This window comes from Stenotrophomonas sp. SMYL8, from assembly GCF_036320065.1.
GTDB lineage: Bacteria > Pseudomonadota > Gammaproteobacteria > Xanthomonadales > Xanthomonadaceae > Stenotrophomonas > Stenotrophomonas maltophilia_A.
In genome coordinates this window covers 1-20,436 of sequence record NZ_JAWIRR010000037.1, presented here as the reverse complement: position 1 = coordinate 20,436, position 20,436 = coordinate 1, and the positions used below count along the sequence as shown (strand labels likewise).

At 66.7% G+C, this 20,436-nt stretch carries 20 protein-coding genes; 4 read left to right on the top strand and 16 right to left on the bottom strand.

The window, feature by feature from the left end:
• Nucleotides 1-8 precede the first annotated feature (8 nt).
• Entirely contained in the window at nt 9-2,120 is a 2,112-nt protein-coding gene (locus V3B25_RS19955; protein ID WP_032128756.1) for a M13 family metallopeptidase, read from the top strand.
• A 132-nt stretch (nt 2,121-2,252) separates the two neighbouring features.
• On the opposite strand, the gene V3B25_RS19950 is transcribed toward V3B25_RS19955, so the two are convergent.
• Nucleotides 2,253-3,425 carry an MFS transporter gene (locus V3B25_RS19950; RefSeq protein ID WP_329811444.1) on the bottom strand — a complete coding sequence of 391 codons (1,173 nt, stop codon included), beginning with the start codon at nt 3,423-3,425 and terminating at the stop codon, nt 2,253-2,255.
• Nucleotides 3,422-4,636 carry an MFS transporter gene (locus V3B25_RS19945; protein WP_329811443.1) on the bottom strand — a complete coding sequence of 405 codons (1,215 nt, stop codon included), beginning with the start codon at nt 4,634-4,636 and terminating at the stop codon, nt 3,422-3,424. The genes V3B25_RS19950 and V3B25_RS19945 overlap by 4 nt, the downstream gene beginning before the upstream one ends.
• 133 nt (nt 4,637-4,769) lie before the next feature.
• Here V3B25_RS19945 and V3B25_RS19940 point away from each other — a divergent pair, with 133 nt between their 5' ends.
• On the top strand, nt 4,770-5,357 hold the full coding sequence (locus tag V3B25_RS19940) for a TetR family transcriptional regulator (protein WP_134952257.1): 588 nt from the start codon (nt 4,770-4,772) through the stop codon (nt 5,355-5,357).
• Between the two features lie 111 nt (nt 5,358-5,468).
• Here the strand turns inward: V3B25_RS19940 and V3B25_RS19935 are convergent, their stop codons facing one another.
• Complete coding sequence (locus tag V3B25_RS19935; protein WP_149909013.1) at nt 5,469-6,398, bottom strand: oxygenase MpaB family protein; 930 nt, start codon at nt 6,396-6,398, stop codon at nt 5,469-5,471.
• Nucleotides 6,399-6,707: 309 nt separating this feature from the next.
• Here V3B25_RS19935 and V3B25_RS19930 point away from each other — a divergent pair, with 309 nt between their 5' ends.
• Nucleotides 6,708-7,322, top strand: coding sequence for a hypothetical protein (locus tag V3B25_RS19930; RefSeq protein WP_032128761.1), 615 nt, complete (start codon nt 6,708-6,710; stop codon nt 7,320-7,322).
• A gap of 39 nt (nt 7,323-7,361) precedes the next feature.
• Here V3B25_RS19930 and V3B25_RS19925 read toward each other — a convergent pair whose 3' ends face one another.
• The 13 genes from V3B25_RS19925 to V3B25_RS19865 form a co-directional block, all read right to left on the bottom strand.
• Nucleotides 7,362-7,706: a hypothetical protein gene (locus V3B25_RS19925; protein WP_329811442.1), complete on the bottom strand. Its 345-nt coding sequence runs from the start codon at nt 7,704-7,706 to the stop codon at nt 7,362-7,364.
• A gap of 18 nt (nt 7,707-7,724) precedes the next feature.
• Nucleotides 7,725-8,495: a LytTR family DNA-binding domain-containing protein gene (locus V3B25_RS19920; protein WP_032128763.1), complete on the bottom strand. Its 771-nt coding sequence runs from the start codon at nt 8,493-8,495 to the stop codon at nt 7,725-7,727.
• Nucleotides 8,485-9,744 carry a histidine kinase gene (locus V3B25_RS19915; RefSeq protein WP_329811441.1) on the bottom strand — a complete coding sequence of 420 codons (1,260 nt, stop codon included), beginning with the start codon at nt 9,742-9,744 and terminating at the stop codon, nt 8,485-8,487. The genes V3B25_RS19920 and V3B25_RS19915 overlap by 11 nt, the downstream gene beginning before the upstream one ends.
• A 212-nt stretch (nt 9,745-9,956) precedes the next feature.
• The gene (locus V3B25_RS19910) at nt 9,957-11,606 is read right to left on the bottom strand and encodes a M28 family metallopeptidase (protein WP_329811440.1); all 1,650 of its coding nucleotides are present in this window, start codon (nt 11,604-11,606) and stop codon (nt 9,957-9,959) included.
• A gap of 552 nt (nt 11,607-12,158) precedes the next feature.
• Nucleotides 12,159-13,805 (bottom strand): CsgG/HfaB family protein, encoded by a 1,647-nt coding sequence (locus V3B25_RS19905; protein ID WP_201118067.1) that lies wholly within the window; start codon nt 13,803-13,805, stop codon nt 12,159-12,161.
• Nucleotides 13,806-13,821: 16 nt separating this feature from the next.
• Nucleotides 13,822-14,499 (bottom strand): hypothetical protein, encoded by a 678-nt coding sequence (locus V3B25_RS19900; RefSeq protein ID WP_049398327.1) that lies wholly within the window; start codon nt 14,497-14,499, stop codon nt 13,822-13,824.
• 100 nt (nt 14,500-14,599) lie between these two features.
• The gene (locus tag V3B25_RS19895; protein ID WP_019337987.1) at nt 14,600-15,700 is read right to left on the bottom strand and encodes a hypothetical protein; all 1,101 of its coding nucleotides are present in this window, start codon (nt 15,698-15,700) and stop codon (nt 14,600-14,602) included.
• Nucleotides 15,691-16,887, bottom strand: a complete 1,197-nt coding sequence (locus V3B25_RS19890; protein WP_329811439.1) for a hypothetical protein — start codon at nt 16,885-16,887, stop codon at nt 15,691-15,693. The genes V3B25_RS19895 and V3B25_RS19890 overlap by 10 nt, the downstream gene beginning before the upstream one ends.
• A 107-nt stretch (nt 16,888-16,994) precedes the next feature.
• Nucleotides 16,995-18,257: a sigma-70 family RNA polymerase sigma factor gene (locus V3B25_RS19885; RefSeq protein WP_329811438.1), complete on the bottom strand. Its 1,263-nt coding sequence runs from the start codon at nt 18,255-18,257 to the stop codon at nt 16,995-16,997.
• A 45-nt stretch (nt 18,258-18,302) separates the two neighbouring features.
• On the bottom strand, nt 18,303-18,659 hold the full coding sequence (locus V3B25_RS19880) for a DUF1428 domain-containing protein (protein WP_032128771.1): 357 nt from the start codon (nt 18,657-18,659) through the stop codon (nt 18,303-18,305).
• Nucleotides 18,660-18,682: 23 nt separating this feature from the next.
• On the bottom strand, nt 18,683-19,093 hold the full coding sequence (locus V3B25_RS19875) for a VOC family protein (protein WP_107431239.1): 411 nt from the start codon (nt 19,091-19,093) through the stop codon (nt 18,683-18,685).
• 34 nt (nt 19,094-19,127) lie between these two features.
• Nucleotides 19,128-19,550, bottom strand: a complete 423-nt coding sequence (locus V3B25_RS19870; protein WP_005407887.1) for a VOC family protein — start codon at nt 19,548-19,550, stop codon at nt 19,128-19,130.
• A gap of 68 nt (nt 19,551-19,618) precedes the next feature.
• On the bottom strand, nt 19,619-20,032 hold the full coding sequence (locus V3B25_RS19865; RefSeq protein ID WP_100437770.1) for a YciI family protein: 414 nt from the start codon (nt 20,030-20,032) through the stop codon (nt 19,619-19,621).
• A gap of 283 nt (nt 20,033-20,315) precedes the next feature.
• On the opposite strand from V3B25_RS19865, the gene V3B25_RS19860 reads away from it, so the two are divergent.
• Nucleotides 20,316-20,436 (top strand): transposase (locus tag V3B25_RS19860; protein WP_329810563.1); only part of this gene is annotated, 121 nt, incomplete at its 3' end.

Here is a 20,436-nt window from a genome sequence, read left to right as displayed (position 1 = left end):
AGAAGTCCATGTCCAAGCTGCGCCGTCCCACCCTGGCACTGGCCATCGTTGCCAGCCTGTCCCTGGCCGCCTGCGACCGCCCGGCCGATCCGGCTGCCGGCACCGCCGCGCCTGCCGATGCCGCACCTGCGGCCGCCAAGCCGATGCTGGGCAGCTTCGGCTTCGATGCCAGCGGCATGGACCGCAGCATCAACGCCGGCGATGATTTCTTCGGCTTCGCCAACGGCACTTGGGTGAAGAACACCGAGATCCCGGCCGACCGCTCGCGCTTCGGCAGCTTCAACGTCATCGCCGAGAAGACCCTGGCCGACACCCGCGCCATTCTCGAAGGCGCCGCCGGCAACACCCAGGCCAGCGGTGACGACAAGCTGATCGGCGACTACTACGCCGCCTACATGGACGAAGCCGGCATCGAGCAGCACGGCATCGCGCCGGTGCAGCCGCAGCTGAAGGCCATCGATGCGATCGCCGACAAGGCCGGGCTGGCCCGTGCCCTCGGCGGCGACGTGCGTGCCGATGTCGACCTGCTCAATGCGACCAACTTCTACACCGACCGCCTGTTCGGCCTGTGGGTGTCGGTGGACCTGCTGCAGCCGGACCGCAACGCGCCCTACCTGGTGCAGGGCGGCCTGGGCATGCCCGACCGTGACTTCTACCTGGGCGGCGGCCGCATGGCCGAGCTGCGCAAGCAATACCAGGCCTACATCGCACAGATGCTGCAGCTGGCCGGTGTCGCCGATCCGGCGGGCAAGGCGCAGCGCATCCTCGCGCTGGAGACGAAGATCGCGCAGGCGCACGCCACTCAGGAAGAAACCAATGATGTGACCAAGGGCGCCAATCCCTGGACCCAGGCCGACTTCAATGCCAAGGCGCCGGGCATGGACTGGAACGCCTTCCTCGACGCGGCTGCGCTGGGCAAGCAGCAGGACTTCATCGTCTGGCAACCCAAGGCCGTGGCCGGCCTGTCCAAGCTGGTCGCCACCGAGCCGCTGGATGTCTGGAAGGATTACCTGGCCTTCCACGCGCTGGACCGCGCCGCTGCCTACCTGCCGAAGAAATTCGCCGATGCCCGCTTCGCCTTCCACGGCACCACGCTGAGCGGCACGCCGCAGCAGAGCGACCGCTGGAAGCGTGCAGTGGACGACGCCAACCATGCCATCGGCGAAGCGATCGGCAAGCGTTACGTCGAGAAGCACTTCGACGCCAAGACCAAGGAACGCGCGGACGAGATGGCGAAGAACATCATCGCCGCCTTCGCCAAGCGCATCGACGCGCTCGCGTGGATGTCTCCGCAGACCAAGGCCAGCGCCAAGGCCAAGGTGGCCGGGCTGACCGTGGGCATGGGTTACCCGGAAAAGTGGCGTGATTACACCGGCCTGGAGATCCGCCGTGATGACGCGCTGGGCAATGCGCAGCGCGCCGAACTGTTCGAGTACCAGCGCAACATCGCCAAGCTGGGCAAGGCGGTCGACCACAGCGAGTGGGCGATGCTGCCGCAGACCATCAACGCGATGAACGTGCCGCTGGAGAACCGCCTGGTGTTCCCGGCCGCGATCCTGCAGCCGCCGTTCTTCGACGGTGCTGCCGACGACGCGGTGAACTACGGCGCCATCGGCGCAGTGATCGGCCACGAGATCAGCCACGGCTTCGACAACGCCGGTGCGCTCTTCGACGAGACCGGCAAGCTGCACAACTGGTGGACCGCTGAAGACCTGAAGCAGTTCAACGCCGCTGGTGATGCGCTGGCCGCACAGTTCAGCAGCTACGAGCCGTTCCCGGGCGTGCATGTGAACGGCAAGCTGACCCTGGGCGAGAACATCGCCGACGTGGCTGGCCTGGGTACCGCCTACGATGCCTACCAGCTGTCGCTGCAGGGCAAGCCGGGCCAGACCCTGGAAGGCTTCACCCCCGACCAGCGCTTCTTCCTCGGCTTCGCCCAGGCGTGGCGCAGCAAGAGCCGCGAGCAGGCGCTGCGCAACTCGCTGCTGACTGATGTGCATGCACCGGGCCAGTTCCGCGCACTCACCGTGCGCAACATCGACGCCTGGTACCCGGCGTTCGAAGTGAAGGAAGGCCAGAAGCTGTACCTGGCCCCGGACAAGCGGGTCAAGGTGTGGTGATGTAACCGGAACGGGCGCCAAAAGGCGCCCGTTTCATTTCCTGGTAGCTGCCAACCCTGGTCGGCACATGCCCCGCTCTGGTGGGTGCCAACCTTGGTTGGCACGGGGCAGGAATCCACGCATGGCGTGGATCTACCTGCGGGTGGTGGCAACCATCAGGAGAGCGCTCGCAGCCAACACCGCAGCAGCCCAAAGCGTGGCGTACGGCCCGACACCATCCAGCAGCCGTCCACCGCCCCACGCGCCAAGCGCGATGCCGATATTGAACACGCCCACATACAGGGCGGTGGCGATCTCCACGGCCTGCGGCACCGCTTTCATCATCCAGCTCATCAGGCCCACCGATACACCGCCATAGGCCAGGCCCCATAGCAGCAGCACCGCAATGCCACCGCTCGGCGTGCCCCCCACCCACAGCAACAGCAGCGGGGTCAGCAGCAGGCCCGATGCGATCGCCAGCAACGTACCGCGCGGATGGCGTGCTGCCAGCGGCCCGGCAATGAAGTTGCCGGCGATGCCGGCCAGGCCGTAGGCAAACAGCAGTGCCCCGATCCACGACGCCTCCATGCCCGAGACGGACGTCAGCAGCGGCCGCACGTAGGTGAAGGCGATGAAGTGCCCGGACACCAGCAGCACGGTCAGCCACAGGCCACGCCGCAGGTCGCGCTGGCCAAGCTGCTGCACGAACTGCCGCAGCCGCACCGATGTACTTACAGGTAACGCAGGAACCACCCGCAGATGCAGCAGCATCACCGCCGCACTGAACAACGCCATCGCTGCAAAGGCGCTGCGCCAACCCACTGCATCCCCGATCAGCGCGCCCAACGGAACGCCCAGCACCGACGCTGCGGCCACGCCGCCGAAGATGATCGAGGTAGCCAGGCCGATGCGGTCAGCCGGCACCAGGCGCGCAGCCAGACCGCCGGCGATGGCCCAGATGCCGCCCATGCAGAACCCCACCAGCACCCGTGCGGCCAACAGCCAGCCGATGCCCGGTGCCAGCGCCGACGCGAGGTTGGCGACCAGCAGAAGCGCAAGCAGCGCGCACAGGATGCGACGGCGATCGATGCCACCGGCTGCGATCACCACCAGCGGTGCGAATACTGCCGCCAGCAGGGCCGGCAGCGAGATCATCAGGCCGGCGGTGCCGGTGGACGCGCCGAGATCTTCGGCGATCGGGGTCAGCAGGCCGACCGGCAGCATTTCGGTGGTGACCACCGAGAACGTGGCGAGGCCGACGGCGGAAACCGACCACCACGGATGACGAGGCACAGGCGCGGCGTGCGCAGGCGATGAAGCGCTCACGGGACGATTCCTTCAGGGGATGTGGTCGAGGCAGACGGGCGCAGTGCACGGTGCGCGAGCACGGCGAACAGCAGCACACCACCGCCTGCCACCAGCGCAACAGCAAAGCCGCTGCGCACGCCCCCCGCATCGACGCTCTGCCCGGACAGTGCCGCGCCCAGCGCCACGCCGATGTTCAATCCGGCCAGCAACCAGGTCATGCCTTCGGTCAGGCGCGATTCGGGCACGTACTGTTCGACCAGCGACATCGCCACGATCATCGTCGGCGCGAAGAACACCCCGGCCAGCAGCACGGCAACGGCCAGGGCAGGCAGGCTGCCGACCCACAGCAGCGGTAGCGTGGCCAATGCAGTGGCCGCTGCTCCGGTCAGCAACAGGCGCGGCAACGGGATCTGCAGCTTCAGCGCACCAAACAGCAGGCCCGCCGCGCAGCTGCCCAGCGCATAGGCCGACAGCACCCAACTGGCAGCCAGTGGCTGCCCGCGCTGTTCGGCGAAGGCCACGCTGGTGATGTCGACGGTACCGACAATCACACCCATCGCCAGCATCAGCAACGCCAGCAGGCGGATCTCCGCTTGCCGCAGCAGCGAGCGCGAGGGTGTTGCGCCTTCGCAGCACTGCAGCGGTGGTTCGGTACCGCGTTGCAGGACCAGTGCGGTCACCCCGAGCACCAGCAGCAGGGCGGCGGCCAGCACGCCGGCCTGCGGCCATACCGCCACCGACAACCCGATGGACAACGGTGGCCCGGCGATGAAGGTCACCTCGTCGAACACGGTCTCCAGCGAATACGCAGTCTGCAGCTGCGGGCGTCCGCGATGGATCGCGGTCCAACGCGCGCGCACCATCGCCGACACGCTGGGCATGCAACCGGCCAGCATCGCCGCAACGAACAGCGTCCAGTCCGGCGCGGCCAGCAGCGTGCACGCAAGCAGCAACAGTAACCCGGCCGCACTGGCCGCGGTAGCCCACGGCAGCACCCTGCCCTGCCCTCGCCGGTCGACCCAGCGCGATACCTGCGGCGACAGCAACGCGTAGGTCAGCACGAAGGTGGCCGACACCGCACCGGCCAGTGCATAGCTGCCGCGCAGCTGGGACAGCAGGGTGATGATGCCGATACCGGTCATCGGTAGAGGAAGGCGTGCCAGCAGCCCGGCCAGGGCGAGGCCGGCGGTGCCGGGGGCCGCGAACAGGTCGCGATAGGGGGTGGCCATCAGGTTCTCCAGGGCAGTGACTTGCCTGGCGCACCGGGCGCCACGACAATACATACAGAGCGTATGAATAAGATGCTACATTCATACGTACCGTATGTAAATAATCATGCACTGTGTATGTAAGGAGCTCCGGATGGTTCGTCGCACCCGCGCCGAGATGGAAGAAACCCGCGCCACCCTGCTGGCCACCGCCCGTCGGGTGTTCAGCGCGCATGGCTATGCCGCCACCTCGATGGACGACCTGACCGCCCAGGCCGGGCTGACCCGCGGCGCGCTGTACCACCACTTCGGCGACAAGAAGGGTCTGCTGGCGGCTGTCGTCGCCCAGCTCGATGCCGAGACCGACCTGCGTCTGCAGGCGATCAGCGATGGCGCGGATGATGCCTGGGACGGCTTCGTGCAGCGTTGCCGCGCCTATCTGGAGATGGCACTGGAGCCGGAAATCCAGCGCATCGTGCTGCGCGATGCGCGCGCGGTACTGGGTGGCGCCTCACCGGAATCCCAGCGCCACTGCGTGCACTCGATGCAGCACCTGATCGAACATCTGGTGGCGCAGGGCGTGGTGGCAGCGGTGGATGCGCAGGCACTGGCGTCGCTGATCTACGGCAGCCTGGCCGAAGCCGCGTTCTGGATCGCCGAGGGCGAGGATGGCGACGCGCGCCTGCGGCAGGCGACGGCGGCGCTGGAGATGCTGTTGCGTGGGTTGAAGTCGGCCGGGTAACGCCCATCCACGCATGGCGTGGATCTACTGCGGAATCCGCTCTGGTAGAGGCCAACCTTGGTTGGCGCTTCTGCGGCACCGCGCGAAATGCGTGCCAACCAAGGTGGGCACCTACCGGAGCAGTTCGGGCCACTCGCGCAACACCGCCACCGGCACGCCCATGCGCGTGCAGGCGCGGCTGGCCAGGCCATCGGGCAGCGCGCGGCGGAACAGCGGCGCCATGCCCTGCATCAGCTTCGCCGACGCTGCAGCTTGTGCGCGCTGGCGCGCATTGCGTTCCAGCATGCCCTCGGCCCAATCCGGCAGCAGCGCCGCACCGGCGCCGAGGAACACTTCGCGCGACAGGCCCGGCACCGGTACCGGCAGGCGCACGCCGGACAACACCTCCAGCACTTCGCGCGAGCGTTCGTCGACGCGCAGTTCCGGCTGCCGCGCGCAGAAGTACGCGGCCACTTCCGCTTCACTGCGCGGCACATCCACCGCACCCAGTGCCTCGGCCACGCAGCGGTACTCGTCGTAGTAGCGATCGGCGATGTGCGCCGGCACCTCGCGCCCGTAGCGGCGGAAGCCTTGCAGGAAGCCAAACGCCTCGGTCACGTGCACCCACGTCAGCAGCTGCGGATCGTCCGCCGCATAGGGCTCGCCCTGCGCGGTCTGGCCGCGGATCTGCGCATGGATGCGGCGTACCTTGGCCACCAGCGCCTCCACCTCGCCGCTGGGCGCATAGCTGGTGCCGGCAACGAAGGCGGTGGTGCGGCGCAGGCGTCCCACCAGGTCCTGGCGGAAATTGGAGTGGTCGTAGACGCCGGCCAGCGCGCGCGGGTGCAGGGTCTGCAGCATCAGCGCACACAGACCACCGGCCAGCATCGAGGGGAACTCGGCGTGCAGCCGCCAGGTGACGCTGTCCGGGCCGAACCAGCCCGGGTCTCCCAGCGGGTGGTCGTAATCGATGCCGCTCTGGCCACGCGGGAAGGCCTCCAGTACCCAGCGCCGGATAGGCGCGGTGACGGGGCGGGAGAGTCGCTGCAGCAGAGCCGGCATCACAGGTCCAGGAAAGGCGGAAGAGCGGCCGCAGGTTGCGCGGTCGGCCCCGATTCTGGGCGATCACGACGCCGACGGCGAGTCTCCGCGCTCAGCCACGGTTTCATGTGCAGCCGCAGCACGTTTCACCCTGCGACATCCTGTCGCAGGCTGCGACGATGATGTTGCAATGCAACAACATTCACCCATTCAGACAAAACCCTTACGCCGCTAGGCATTGCGCCCATTGCACGGCTCGCTGGAAGTGCTAGAACTGAACCCGCCACACCGTCCAACGCTGATCGATGCACGTTCCACAAGGAGCCAGCCATGATTGCTTTGTTCAAGGGTTTGGGACTACTGCTTCGCGACAACGAGCTCTACAGCAGCCCGTTCGAAAAACAGGTCGCGCACTGGCGCAGCCTCAGCGAGCAGCAGATCCGCGATGAAGTGGCTGTGCTGGCCCAGGCCAAGTGCCAATGGCTGATCGCCTCGATCGTCGGCTGGCAGGCGGCCTCGCTGCTGATCCTCGGGCTGATCACCAACTACCTGTGGCGCGACGATTACCACATCACCTTCACCCGCGTGGTCGTGGTGTTCGGCTCATGGATCTCGATCCTGTTCGTGATCTGGTTCATGGCCAACATGTTCGACCGCACCGCCGGTTTCGAGCGTTGGATGAAGGCCTTCAACAGCCGCGCCCGCATCAGCTCCAAGGCCGACAGCGTCGAGAACGTGGCTGAGGCACTGGACCTGGCCGAGCACTACCCGGAAGTGCTGGACTACAAGCAGGCCGTCACCGCCAAGCGCGAGCTGCGCCATGAGGACATCCGCATCATGACCGAGATCGGGCGCATGAAGCAGCACTCAGAACTGGTCGGCCGCCTGAACCATGTGGGTGAGAACGAGCACCACCACGACCTGACACTGCAACCTGCCTACTGACCCTTCAGGGAAGCGGGGGGACCCACAATGCCACCGTGATCACTCACGGTGGCATTGTTCTATCGGGTCCTGGCTGACGCACTGGCGGAAGCCGTTGGGCAGGCCACGCATGGCCTCGGTCTTTCCCACCGCCACCGCGAACCGGCGCAGCGGCGGCGTGGCACACGCGGCCCCGCTGCTGCATGCAGGGTCCAGCACCACGTAGTGGCAATGGCCACTGCTGCTGGCGATGCACTGGAACCGCGCCTCGCCATCGACCACGGTGCGTTTGCTGTACAGCGTATCCACGCCGTTGGCATTGGTACGGGTGATCGAGGTTTCGCTGGACTTCTCGCAGCCGGCCAATGACAGCGCAGCAACGCAGGCAAACAGGAACAGGCGCATGGTGCCTCCAGGGTGCGGCTACATGCCGCGGAACAAGCTCATGAAGGGTTGGCTGACCACCAGCGTCTCCGTACGCCCACGCAGGCGCAGCACCCCGCGCCCGGTATCGTCGCGGCTGACCGCTGCCACCGCCTTCATGTTGACGATGGTCGAGCGATGGATCTGGCGGAAGTGCTGCGGATCGAGCACTTCCAGCAGCTCGCGCAACGGTGTGCGCAGCAGGCTCTCACCGGCCGCGGTCATCACGGTGGTGTACTTGTTGTCAGCACGGAAGTAGGCCACGTCTTCCAGCATGATCAGCTGCGTCTCGCGGCCGTTGCTGGCGGTGATCCAGGCCAAGGGCGGGCGCTCTGCCGCCCTCTGCGACGGCCCCAGGCGCTGAAGCAGGCGTTCGAGTACGGCATCGTCCTGGCGCGTTGATGGCAGCCGCGACAGGATGCGTTCGCGCGTGGCCAGCAGGCGCTCATCGCTGACCGGCTTCAGCAGGTAGTCCATCGCACCCTGCTCGAACGCGTCGATGGCGTACTGGTCGTAGGCGGTAACGAACACCACCTGGGTGCGCGGGCTCAGTTCGGACAGCGAACGCGCCACTTCAATGCCACTGATGCCGGGCATGCGGATATCGAGGAAGGCGATGTCCGGCTGTTTCTCGGCCAGCTGTTCCAGCGCACTGGCGCCATCCTCGCACTCTGCCACCAGCTTCAGGTCCGGCCACAACCGGCCCAGCTGCTCGACCAGCGACTGCCGCAGCAGTTCCTCGTCTTCGGCAATGAGCGCCTCAAGCGGCATGGCTGCGCTCCTTGCTCGACTGCGGCAGGGTCATGGTCGCGGCCACGCCGCTGGGGAAGTTGGCGACGATCGCCACGCCGGCCTGTTCGCCGCAGGTCAGGCGCAGGCGCTCGCGCAGGTTCTTCAGGCCGATGCCGGTACCGCTGGTGCCCTGGCCGAAGCCGAGGCCATCGTCGGCCACCGTCACCGTTACATGGTCATCGAAGCCACGCGCCAGGATCCAGATCGTGCCACCGCCGGGCTTCGGTTCCAGGCCATGCTTGATCGCGTTCTCCACCAGCGTCTGCAGCGCCATCGCCGGCAGCTGCACGCCGTGCAGTTCGTTCGGTACCTGCACCTCCACCCCCAGCCGTGCGCCCATGCGGATACGCAGGATCTCCAGGTAGGCACGGGTGCGCTCCAGCTCCACGCCCAGCGTGGACAGCGATTCGTCCACCTGTGGCAACGAGCTGCGCAGGTACTGGATCAGGTGGCCCAGCATCTGGTCGGCACGTGCCGGGTCAGTGCGGGTCAGCACCTGCGCGTTGGCCAGCGTGTTGTAGAGGAAGTGCGGTTCCACCTGCGCATGCAGCAGGTTCAACCGGGCCACCGACAGCTCCTTTTCCACCTGGGTCTGCTCAGCCGCGGCCTGCTCGTCGCGACGCTGGTCGGCAACACGGCGGCTGATCGCGCGGGTGACCGCTTCGGCGTTCTCGAAGTTGCTGCCCTCATCCAGTGCCAGCAGGTCGGCCCACCAGCCGGCATCCGGCTCAAACAACAGGGTGACGGTACTGGTGCCCTGCCCCGGCGTGACCGTCGCCAGCACGCTGTTGCGCTTGATCGCCAGCCGCGCCGGCAGGTTCCAGCGCGACGGCTGGCGACCATTCCAGAGGTCCACCCGGCGCACGTAGGCGCGCACCTGCAGGCTGCCGGCCGAACTTTCCACGTCTTCTACGCGCGGCAGTTCGGCAATTGCCGCTTCCACCACGGCATAGGCCTGGCCGGCATCCATCGGCAGTTCCACCTGGCGGCGCTGGCGCCCGGACAACGTGGTCGAATCCAATCGGCCGGCCACCAGCCAGACCCGGCGCACATGGGTGATCGCGCTGCCCAGCGCGGAGATCATCAGGAACATCGCCAGCAGGCCGAACACCCAGCCCGGGCCATCGTTCATGCCGCTGAAAATGCCGCTCCAGACCATGCCGGCGACGAACAGCGCCGCAGCCCAGGCCAGCAGGTGACGGAGCAGGAGAGAGAGGCTGGCGAACACGGCGGCGCCTTGGAGGAAGGGGGTGAGCCGAGCATAGGGCGGCCCGCCGGGCAAACAAGCGGGTTGCGACGAAGGGCCGGAAAGCGGGGATGGAAGCCATTCTGGTAGAGCCGGCCGCTGGCCGGCTCCCCATGACCTCCACAAGCATCACAAGGTTGCCGGCCAGCGGCCGGCACTACCCGGGAGGCGCCGGGCGAACCCGGCGCATTCCCTTACTTGCGCTGGTCGGCGCTGGCGTCACGCACGGCGCGGAACGATTCGTCCTTGCTCCAGTTCGGCCAGCTGCGCGAGTTGGCCAGCTGGTTGCCCAGCGTGTACAGCACTTCCAGGTCGCGGGCGGCACCGGCGAACACCCAGTCCGGCTGCCACTCGTCGCCCTGCTGGTGGTAGCGCTTGGCGGTGTAGTCCTCGGAGGCCTTCTTGCCTGCGGCCACGCCACCGTCCACCCAGTCCTGGCCGGCCGACCAGGACAGCGCCGGCACGCCACGCTTGGCGAACGGGAAGTGATCGGAGCGGAAGAACAGGCCCGCTTCCGGCTTCGGGTCCGGCGTGTAGCGGATATCCCAGCCCTTGGCCACGTCCTTCAGCTGGTCCAGCAGCTCGAAGCGCGCGGCACCGTAGATGCCGAAATCACGCGACGGCCCGAACGGCGCCATGCCATCCATGTTGATCACCGCCACGGTCTTTTCCAGCGGATACAGCGGATGGGTGGCGTAGTACTCCGAACCCAGCAGGCCCTTTTCCTCGGCGGTGACCGCCAGGAACAGCAGCGAACGCTGCGGGCGCTTGGCCTTGGCGAAGCCACGGGCCAGTTCGATCAGCGATGCGGTGCCACTGGCGTTGTCCAGAGCGCCATTGAATATCCGGTCGCCACTTGCGTCGGGCTCGCCCACGCCGATGTGGTCCCAGTGCGCGCTGTAGACGATGGTCTCGTCCGGGTGGCGGCTGCCTTCCAGGCGCGCGGCCACGTTGTGCGAGGTGATCACTTCGGTCTTCACCGCGTACTTCGCGTCCAGGCTGGCGCCGGTCAGCGGCACCGGGGTGAAGTCGCGCTGCTGCGCCTTCTTCTTCAGCACCTCGAAGTCCTGCCCGGCCGAGCGGAACAGCTCCACGGCCAGGTCGCGCTGGATCCAGCCTTCCAGCAGCGGGTGGCTGTCGGCCGGGTTGTCGCGCACCACATCGAACATGGTGTTGGTGTTGGAACCGGCCACGGTGGCCCAGCCGTACGACGCCGGTGCGGTCTCGTGCACGATCAGCACGCCCAGCGCGCCCTGGCGGGCGCCTTCTTCATACTTGTAGGTCCAACGGCCGTAGTAGGTCATGCCCTTGCCGTCGAAATCACCCTGGCCGGTCTCGAAGTCCGGGTCGTTGATCAGCACGACGGCGATCTTGCCCTTCAGGTCCACGCCCTTGAAGTCATCCCAGTTGCGCTCCGGGGCCTTCACGCCGTAGCCGAGGAACACCAGCGGGGCCTTGCTGATGTCGACGTTGCTGGCGCCGTTCATGGCGGCGCGCACGGCGATCTGCTTGCCCTGTTCCAGCGCAACGGTCTTGCCGTCTTGGTGCAGCGCCAGCTGCGGTGCGCCGACGATGTCGCCCTTGCGCAGCGGCACGGCCTGGGTCCACAGGCGCTTGCCGTCCTTGAGGTCGCCGCCCGGCTGCAGGCCGGCGTCGGCAAACTGCTTGCTGAGATAAGCGACGGTCTTTTCTTCGCCGGCGGTGGCCGGCGAGCGGCCTTCGTAGGCGTCGGAGGCGAGTTCCTTGACGTCGGCGGAGATCCGCGCGCCATCGAATTTCGGGGTGGCCGCCATCAGTGCGCTCGACACTGACAGGGCCAGCACGCCCAGTACTACTCGTTTCATTGCTCTCTCCAGCAGGGAAATCCTTCTGGAGTGTAATGGGATTCGGCAGGGCTGCGCCCTGCACCCGCAGAAACAACGGCAACGGCCGAAGCAACAGCAAAAGCTGGGTTCCTGAGGGTAGACGGGGTAGGTCCGGTTGCGGGGGACGCTGCAAGTACGTCCATGTAAGCTCGGTCGCCGCATCCATGCGGCTCACGCCCCCGCAACCGGACCCACCCCGCCTTCGACAGTTTCCCGCTGCTGTTGGTGGGTGTCGACCTTGGTCGACACACCGCTGTTGGTAGGTGTCGACCTTGGTCGACACACCGCTGTTGGTAGGTGTCGACCTTGGTCGACACACCGCTGTTGGTAGGTGTCGACCTTGGTCGGCACGCCGCTGTTGGTAGGTGTCGACCTTGGTCGGCACGCCGCTGTTGGTAGGTGTCGACCTTGGTCGACATACTGCTGTTGGTAGGTGTCGACCTTGGTCGACACGGACGGAAACAAGAAAGGGTCAGAGCCCTTTCCCGGCGGGAAAGGGCTCTGACCCCATCTGTGTGCTGCCTTGGCGTGTTACCAGTTCGGGTCTTCGGCCGGGGCGGCAGCGGGCTTGGGCTTCGGCTTGGCCGCCGGGCGCGCGGCGGCAGCCGGTGCAGCCGAGGCCGTTGCGCCGGCAGCGGCAGCGGCCGGCTTGCTGCCCAGCTTCTGGCGCAGTTCGATCTGGCCCGGACGGAAGCCGCCGCGCATGGCGTCGACACCGTCTTCGATGGTGCCGTACGAGGTCTGTGCGGCCACGCGGTCGATGCGGATGGTGCAGCACGGATGTTCGCTGCGACCCAGCGAGCGGCCGGTCTGCGGGTCCTTCAGTTCTTCGCCCAGGCGCACGGCCTGCCAGCGCTGGCCGGCCTGCACGGTGTCACCGCCCTGGCTCAGCACCACCTGGTCACCGTCCACCGACACCACTGACACCGGGAACAGGGTGGTGACGATGGTGGTACCGATCTGGCCGGACAGCGATTCCATCATCGCCGCGGCCATGTTGCGGCCATTGACCACGCGCGGCAGGGTGCTGGGGCCGGTCGAGGCCAGCTGGTGATCGAAGCTGTCGGACATCACCACCTGGCCGGTGGTGGCGTTGATCAGGCGCAGGGTAATGCGGCCGCCACCGGAGTACGAGGTCACCTGGCGGTCGGACATGCGCAGGTTGCGCACGCTGCGCGGGTACTCGAAGCGTTCGATGGTCGGGATCAGGATCAGGTCGGTCGCCAGCTGCTGGCCGACGCGTGCGGTGTCCTGCAGGCGCACGTTGCCGCTGTTGATGTGGTCGATCTCGGCTTGCAGTTCGTCGCCGAACTCTCGGTCCAGCACGATGAAGCGCTGGGTCTGGGTCAACGTGTCGGACAGGCGTGCGCGGATCGCGTCGGCCACTTCGTCCGCGTCCACGCGGCCGTCGCCCACGGCATAGCTGCCGGCCTTGGTGCGCGGCAGTGCAACCACGATCTTCGGCTTGCCCTGCTCGTCCGGTGCGCGGTACTGGGCGATCTGTGCACGCACGCGCACCTTCCAGTAGCTGCGCATGCTGCGATGGGTCACGTCGGAATCGAACGAGCTTGCACCACGCTTGGCATCGACGCTGACCTTCTCGTCGTAGCTTTCCCTGACGCTGGCCGAGGCCGAACCGCTCTTTGCCGAGGCTTCGCCGGACGCAGTGGCCGACGCCGAGCCCTTGAAGCTCCAGCCTTCATCGCTGGCGCGCACGCGGGCGATGGTTTCCTCGTCCAGCTGCCGCACTTCATCCTGCGACAGGATTTCATAACCCAGCACCGCGCCCTGCGAGCCGGCGATCATCTGCTGGGTGAACGCGTCGGCGCGGATATCGCCGACGTGTCCGCCATCCACATCCACATGCAGGCCTGCGCGCAGGCCCTGCATCTGGCTGGCCACGCGTACGCCGTTGACCTGCGCCACGGCCGACTGCAGCGCCGCCAGCACCGCCAGTTCCGGGGTGCTGCCGATGCCGTCGGCCTCGCGCGCGACCTGGGTGGTGCCGCCGAAATCCGGCGTGCCACGCAGGGGCGCTGCTTCCACTGGCGCATTGCTGGCCAGTGCACTGGTTGCCTTGTCCTTGGCGGGCGCGGCGGCCGGGGTGTCCTGCTTGCCACAGGCTGCAAGCAGCGTGGCAGCCAGGCCCAGGCCGATCAAACGGTAGGTCATACGCATGGAGATTCGCCTCGGATCAGAGCGTGTCGAGCATCGAATCGGCGTTGGACGGCACCTTCACCTTGCTCTTCTTGGCGAAGGTCACGGCCGACTTGGTCGAACCGTACAGGCCCTGGATGAAGCCCGGCGATTCCTTGGCCACCCATGCACCTGCTGCCAGCTTGCGGCCGACGGTGGCCAGCTGGGTCGCGCCCAGGTTCTTCATGCCGGCGGTGAAGTTGCTGGCTTCGCCGCCCAGCTTCTGTGCTTCGGCCGCCGAGGACAGCAGCGAGACCAGGCCTTCGGCGTAGTGCTGCTTGGATTCAGCGTTCAGTTCCGGCTGTGCGGCCTGGCGCTCGTTGATCGCCGCCTGCGCAGCTTCACTGACCGACACCGACTTCTTCATCGCATCGACGCTGACCGAACCCGACGACAGCGCCTGGCGCTCGGCTTCCAGCAGCTGCACCTGCTCGGCCAGGCCGAAGGCGCGGGCAAACGAGGTCTGGGCCTGCAGCGAGTGCGACTGCGAGCTGACGAAACGACGCACCAGCGCTTCCTGCGCGGCTTCGTCCGGAGCGGCGGCGCTGGAGGCGCTGCTGCTGGAGGTGCCGGTAGCGGCGCCAGCCAGGTCCTTCAGCTTGCCCAGGCCAGCGTGGGCCGGCATCGACAGGGTGGCGGCAGCGATGGCCACGACAAGAGCGGTATTGCGGATCATGTGAGTGTCCTTTTGGGAGAGACGGCCGCAAAGCGGCACGTGGGAAATCGGTAACCCCAGGGCGATGTCGAGCGAGCTCGGCGCCCACCGGGGTGGCGGATCAACGAACCGCCTTGACGTTCAGTTCGTTGATCATCTGCTGGGCAGCCTTTTCAGCCGCCAGCTGCAGCGCGTTGGTACGGGCGACGGTTTCGTTCGGGCCGGTACCGGAGAACTGCACCGGGCCCACCGACGACACGGTGCGCGGGAAGCGACCGGTCACGTCCAGCACCTTGCCGGTGACCGTGACGAACACGCGGGTGTTGCCGCTGGCCGGGTCGCGGTCGCGCATGCCGACGTCGAGGGTGCCGACGGCGATGTACGGGATGTTGGCCGCGCGGATGCCGTTGGCGGTATCACGCAGGGTGGCCGGGGCCAGGTCGTTGCCGGTGCTGAAGTCCTTGCGGATACGCTCGATGCTGAGCAGACCGCGCGATTCGCCTTCCACGTATTCGGCTTCAACCACTTCGTAGCCGGCGGCGCTGAAGGCGCCGGTCATCGCGGTGTTCACTTCGGCGGCGTTGGCCACCTTCCAGCTGATGTTGTCGCTGCGCTGGGTGGTGCTGCCGCCGCTGGTGACCGACATCGAACCGTTCTGGTTGATGCTGCCGTTGGTGCTGACCGAGTTGCCGCGGAAGCTGTCGCCTTCACGGGTATTCTCGCTGTAGCTGCTGCTGGCGTCGACGCGGCGGTATTCCTTGTCCTGGAACGACTGCACGGTGTCCTGCGAGCGCGCCATGAACAGGAAGGTCAGCAGCGAACGCTGGGCGGCGGTGGCACCGGCCACGGCCGAGCCGGCATCCAGCTTGGTCTGCAGCAGCGTGGTGTTGATCTCGGCGCGGACGGTGACGGTGTAGGTCTTGGCCTTCTTGTCTTCGGTGTCCGACAGCTGCACGGCACTGAGCACGTAGCGGTCGATCTCGCCGATGAACTCGGCGCGACGCGCTTCGAACAGGCGCAGCTTGGCCGCACCGGTTTCGGCGATGTACGCCTCCAGTGCATTGACCTTGGCCTTGTTCAGGGCCTGGGCGCGGGTGTCGGCACTCAGGCGCAGGCCGTAGCTGGCCGAACCGGTACCGCGCGAACTGGCAGTCTGTGCAGCGACCGGCGAGGCCACCACCAGGGCGATGAGGATGAGCAGGATGGTACGCATCAACGACATGACTTGATCAACTCCTGGAGGGCTTGGGTCTGCTGCTGCAACGGGCGGCCGCCCGGCTTCTGTTCGTCCAGCCAGCCGCGCGAATCGGCGCGCTTGGCGGCGGCGCCGGCGAAGGCGTCGAAACCGGCCAGCAGGGTTTCGTAGCTGGCCGACCACTGGTCAACCTGCCACTGCGTGACCGGCACCACCTTGGTGGCGCCCTTGCGCAGCGGCTGTTCGAAATAGACCTTGCCGGAGAACGGCTCGGTCACCTTGGCGGTGAAGAACGCGCCGAACAGCATCGTCTTCATCGCCGGCGTTTCTTCGATCACGCCGTTCTTCAACGCATCCACCTGCAGGTTGATGACGTAGTCCGGCTCGGGGATCTTCAGCTGGTAGACCTTGCCGTCGGCAAAGCGCGCCGCCATCGCACCACCGATCGCCTGGCCCGAGGCCGGCGGCAGCAGGCCGACACCGGTATTGGACGACAGCGTCTTGGACAGCTCATGGGCCAGCGTGGCGCGCAGCGGGGCATCCCACTTCGGGTCGGGCAGCTTGGCGCGGACCGCGTCGGACAGGGTCACGCCACCAACCTGCAGGCGACGCACGGCGGCATCGGGCAGCCTGGCCTGGGCGAGGCTGGCAGCCAGCACCTGCGACAGGCTGGTATCGGCGCTGCCATACAGGAGATCGGCGACGATCGCGTCGATATCGTCGTTGTCCGGCCGGTAATCCTGCACGTCGATGCGCTGCAGGGTAAGCGGATAGGACGCGATCACCTGGCGCTCGCGGAAATCGAAGAACAGCGCCTGCAGCGCCACTTCCACCAGCACCTTGTACTGGTCGCCGATCGGCTCGACCGAGACCAGTTCGCGGTCCAGTGCCGCGGCCAGCACTGTCGCACTGGTGGTGCCGTCGAGCATCGCCACCGGCTGGTCTATAAGTTCCAGATTGGCCGGCGGGCGACGCTTGAGCCCCTGCCCCAGGGTCTGGTTGAGCGGGATCAAGCCACGCTTTTCCAGCACGGCGTGCGCATGCGGCGTGGTCGCCTGCACGGCAGCGGCATCAGCGGTATAGGCAAAACCGGCCCAATAGGCCTGCTGTGATTTGTCTGCCGCCTGTACGGCCATCGGCCATACGGCCAGGCACAGGGCACAGGCAAGCAGGCGCGCAAAAGCGCGCGATGCGCTCTTCGTCCTTGAATACATCCAACCGCTCCTCGGTCAATACGCATGGAAAGTGGACGCTGACGCGTCCGCTGGGCGCGAAACATAACGGCTCGCGGGCCCGCCGACAAGTGCTGCCTTCGTCGAGGTCACTCCGTGGGAGGCAGGCCGGCCCGTTGCCGCAGCAGGCCCCGCTCTGCCTGGTTCTGGCTGAGTCTGGCGGCTTCCGCAAAAGCGTGACGTGCGTCCAGGTCGCGCCCCAGCGCCTGTAGTAACTCCCCGCGCACCACCTGCAGCGGCGCGTACTCACGCAGTCGCGCGTCCACCAGCAACGGCTGCAGCTGCGCCCACGCCGCGAAGGCACCGTCACTGCGCAGCACCGCCACGACCCGGTTCAATGCAACAATCGGCGAGGGCTGCACCTGCAGCAGCTGCGTATAGAGCGCTGCGATGCGCGGCCAGTCGGTATCCCCGGGGCGGCGCGCCGCTGCATGGCACGCTGCGATACGCGCCTGCAGTACATAGGGATCATCAGCGCCACCGGCGGCCAGCGCGCGCGCCAGCACCTGCTGCCCGCGTTCAATCTGCAGCCAGTCCCAGCGCGCGCGGTACTGCTGGTCCAGCAGTACCGGCACGCCCTGCGCATCGGTCCGTGCTGCGGCACGCGAGGCCTGCAGCTCCATCAGCGCCAGCAGGCCCAGCACCGGCGGCACCGGCAGCCGATGCGCCAGAATGCGCGAAAGCCGCAGTGCCTCCTCGCACAGCGCCGGACGCATCCAGTCGTCACCGGCACTGGCCGCATAGCCTTCGTTGAACACCAGGTAGATCGCTTCCAGCACCGAACCAAGCCGCTCGGGCATCGCGTCAGCACGCGGGACCTCGTAGGGCACCTGCTTCTGCGCCAAGGTGCGCTTGGCGCGCACGATGCGCTGGGCGATGGTCGGCTCGGGCTGCAGGAAGGCGCGCGCGATCTCGACAGTGGTCAGGCCACCCAGCAGGCGCAGGGTCAATGCCACCCGTGCATCGGCCGGCAGCACCGGATGGCAGGCCACGAACATCAGCCGCAGCAGGTCGTCACCCAGATCATCTTCCAGCGCTTGACTGTCATCGGGCGCCGGCAGCGGCGCCGGATGCAGCTCCTCGCCCCACTGCGCATGCTGCTGCGCCACCCGCTGGTGCTGGCGCAGCACATCAATGGCACGGTTGCGCGCAGTGGTCATCAGCCAGGCTCCGGGATTGTCCGGGATGCCCTGCTCCGGCCAGCGCTCCAGCGCGGCCAGCCAGGTGTCCTGGGCCAGCTCCTCGGCGCGGCCGACATCGCCCCCGAGCAGCCGCGCCAGGCGCGCGATCAACACCGGCGACTCCATCCGCCAGAGGGTTTCCAGACGCTGCGTCAGTGCGGGCTCGAGCATGCGCCGATCACAGCACGCACGCCCGGCCCGCACAAGCGCCGCAGCTCACGCTTCAACTATCGGCTTGAAGCCGCCCCAGAACATGCGTTTGGTGTCGAACGGCATGTCCTTCGGGCCCAGTGACGCCAGCCGCGGGTCCGCCATTACTTTCGCGTTGATACGGTCGCGCGCCGCGCGCGAACGGAACACCACGAAGGCGACGATCACCGTTTCGCCCGGTTTGGCCTTGACCGCACGCGGAAACGACGTGCTCTTTCCCGGTTCCACATCGTCAGCCACGCATTCCATGTACTGCAGCGCGCCATGGTCCTTCCACACCGCACCGGCCTTGCGGGCAAGGCGGCGGTAGGCCGCCACCTTGTCCTGGGGGCACGGCAGCACGTAAGCATCCACGTAAGCCATGAGGATTCTCCCTGCGGCGGCCGTCAGCCCGGCTCGCCGTCCATGTGTGCGATTTCCCAGAGATGGCCATCCAGATCCTGGAAGCCGCGCTGGTACATGAAGCCCAGGTCGCGCGCCGGCTGCGGTTCGCTGCCGCCGGCGGCCAGTGCCTTGTCCACCAACTCGTCAACTGCCTTGCGACTGGGTGCCGAGAGTGCGTTGATCACTTCCGTGTGGGTGTGCGCATCGGCAATCGGCTTGTTGGTGAACTGCTGGAAAAAAGGTTGGGTCAGCAGCATCACGTAGATGCTCTCGCTGATGACCATGCCTGCCGCGTCATCGTTGGTGTAAGTTGGATTGAAGCTGTAGCCCAGCGCGGTGAAGAAGGCCTTGGATTTCTCCAGGTCCTTCACCGGAAGATTGACGAAGATCATCTGCGGTTGCGGTGCACTCATCGGTGAAGCTCCTTGTGGATGAAAAGAAGAGGGATCAGGGCTGCTTCATGCAGTTGACCATCCACGGCTTGCCGTAGCGGTCGATCAACATGCCCCAGCGGTGCGCCCAGAACGTTTCGGCGATCGGCATCTGTACCTGGCCACCTTCGGCCAGCGCCGCGAACACGCGTTCGGCTTCTTCGATGCTGTCGACGTCGACATTGATGGTGGTCGAACCACCCTCGCCACCACCGGGACCGTCGGCCGCCATCACGATGGCACTGCCGATTTCCAGCTGGCTGTGCGCGACGTGGTCCAGGGTTTCCGGCGGCATCTCGTTGCAGCCTGGCGAACCATCGGAGGGCGGCATGTCGCGGTATTTCATTTCCGAAGTGACCTGGCCACCGAGTGCCTTGGCATAGAACGCCATCGCCTCATGGGCCTGGCCACTGAAGCCGAGGAAGGGAATCAATTTCATGGCAATGCTCCGTCGTGGATTTCAGGGTGGTAGCGCCGGGCCATGCCCGGCGGCGGAATTGAATCGGGTCAACCTTCCAGCTGTGCACGCAGACGCTGTTCCTGCTGCTGTAATTCGGGGGTGAAGGCTTCGCCGAAGTCTTCAGCGGAGATCAAGGGACGCAGTTCGAGGGTGCCGCCACTGCCGAACGGCGCACGGCTGGCCCACTCGACGGCCTCGTCCAGCGAGCGCACGTCCCACAGCCAGAAGCCGGCGATCTGGTCGCCGGCGGGGCCAAACGGACCGGCCTCGACCTTGGGCGCGCCACTGCCGAAATGAATGCGACGTCCGCGCTGGGTGGCATGCAGGCCTTCACCGGCCAGCATGATGCCGGCGGCCACGAGTTGTTCGTTGAAGGCGCCCATTTCGGACAATTCCTGTTCGCTGGGCATGCGGCCGGCTTCGGAGTCGGCGTTGGCCTTCACGATCACCATCACTTTCATTGCGGTCTCCCGTGGGGACGCGTGGTGCGTGCCCTTCACTGGGTACAACGAACCAGGGGGCGGGGAATCGACACGTCTTCTGAAAATTATTTCTTCCGCGGAAAGCACGCCTTCGGCGGAGGTCAGCGAACGGCGGAGCCCCTCCGTGGTGGGGGTGGGTTGGTCGCTGAAAAGCTCGGGTTCATGGGTTTGGCCGGGTGGGTAGGCGGGTCGGGGGACGCCGTAAACCCGTCCCTGAAGTGACCCCCGGGAGTTGGACGCTAGATCCAACCCCGAGGGATACATGAACAAATACGACGCGCGTTTCAAACTGCAGGTCGCCAAAGAGGCCTGCAAGACCTCCACATCGGTCAAAGCCATTGCCCGTCGCCACGGCCTGGAGTTCTCCACGGTCAGGCGCTGGG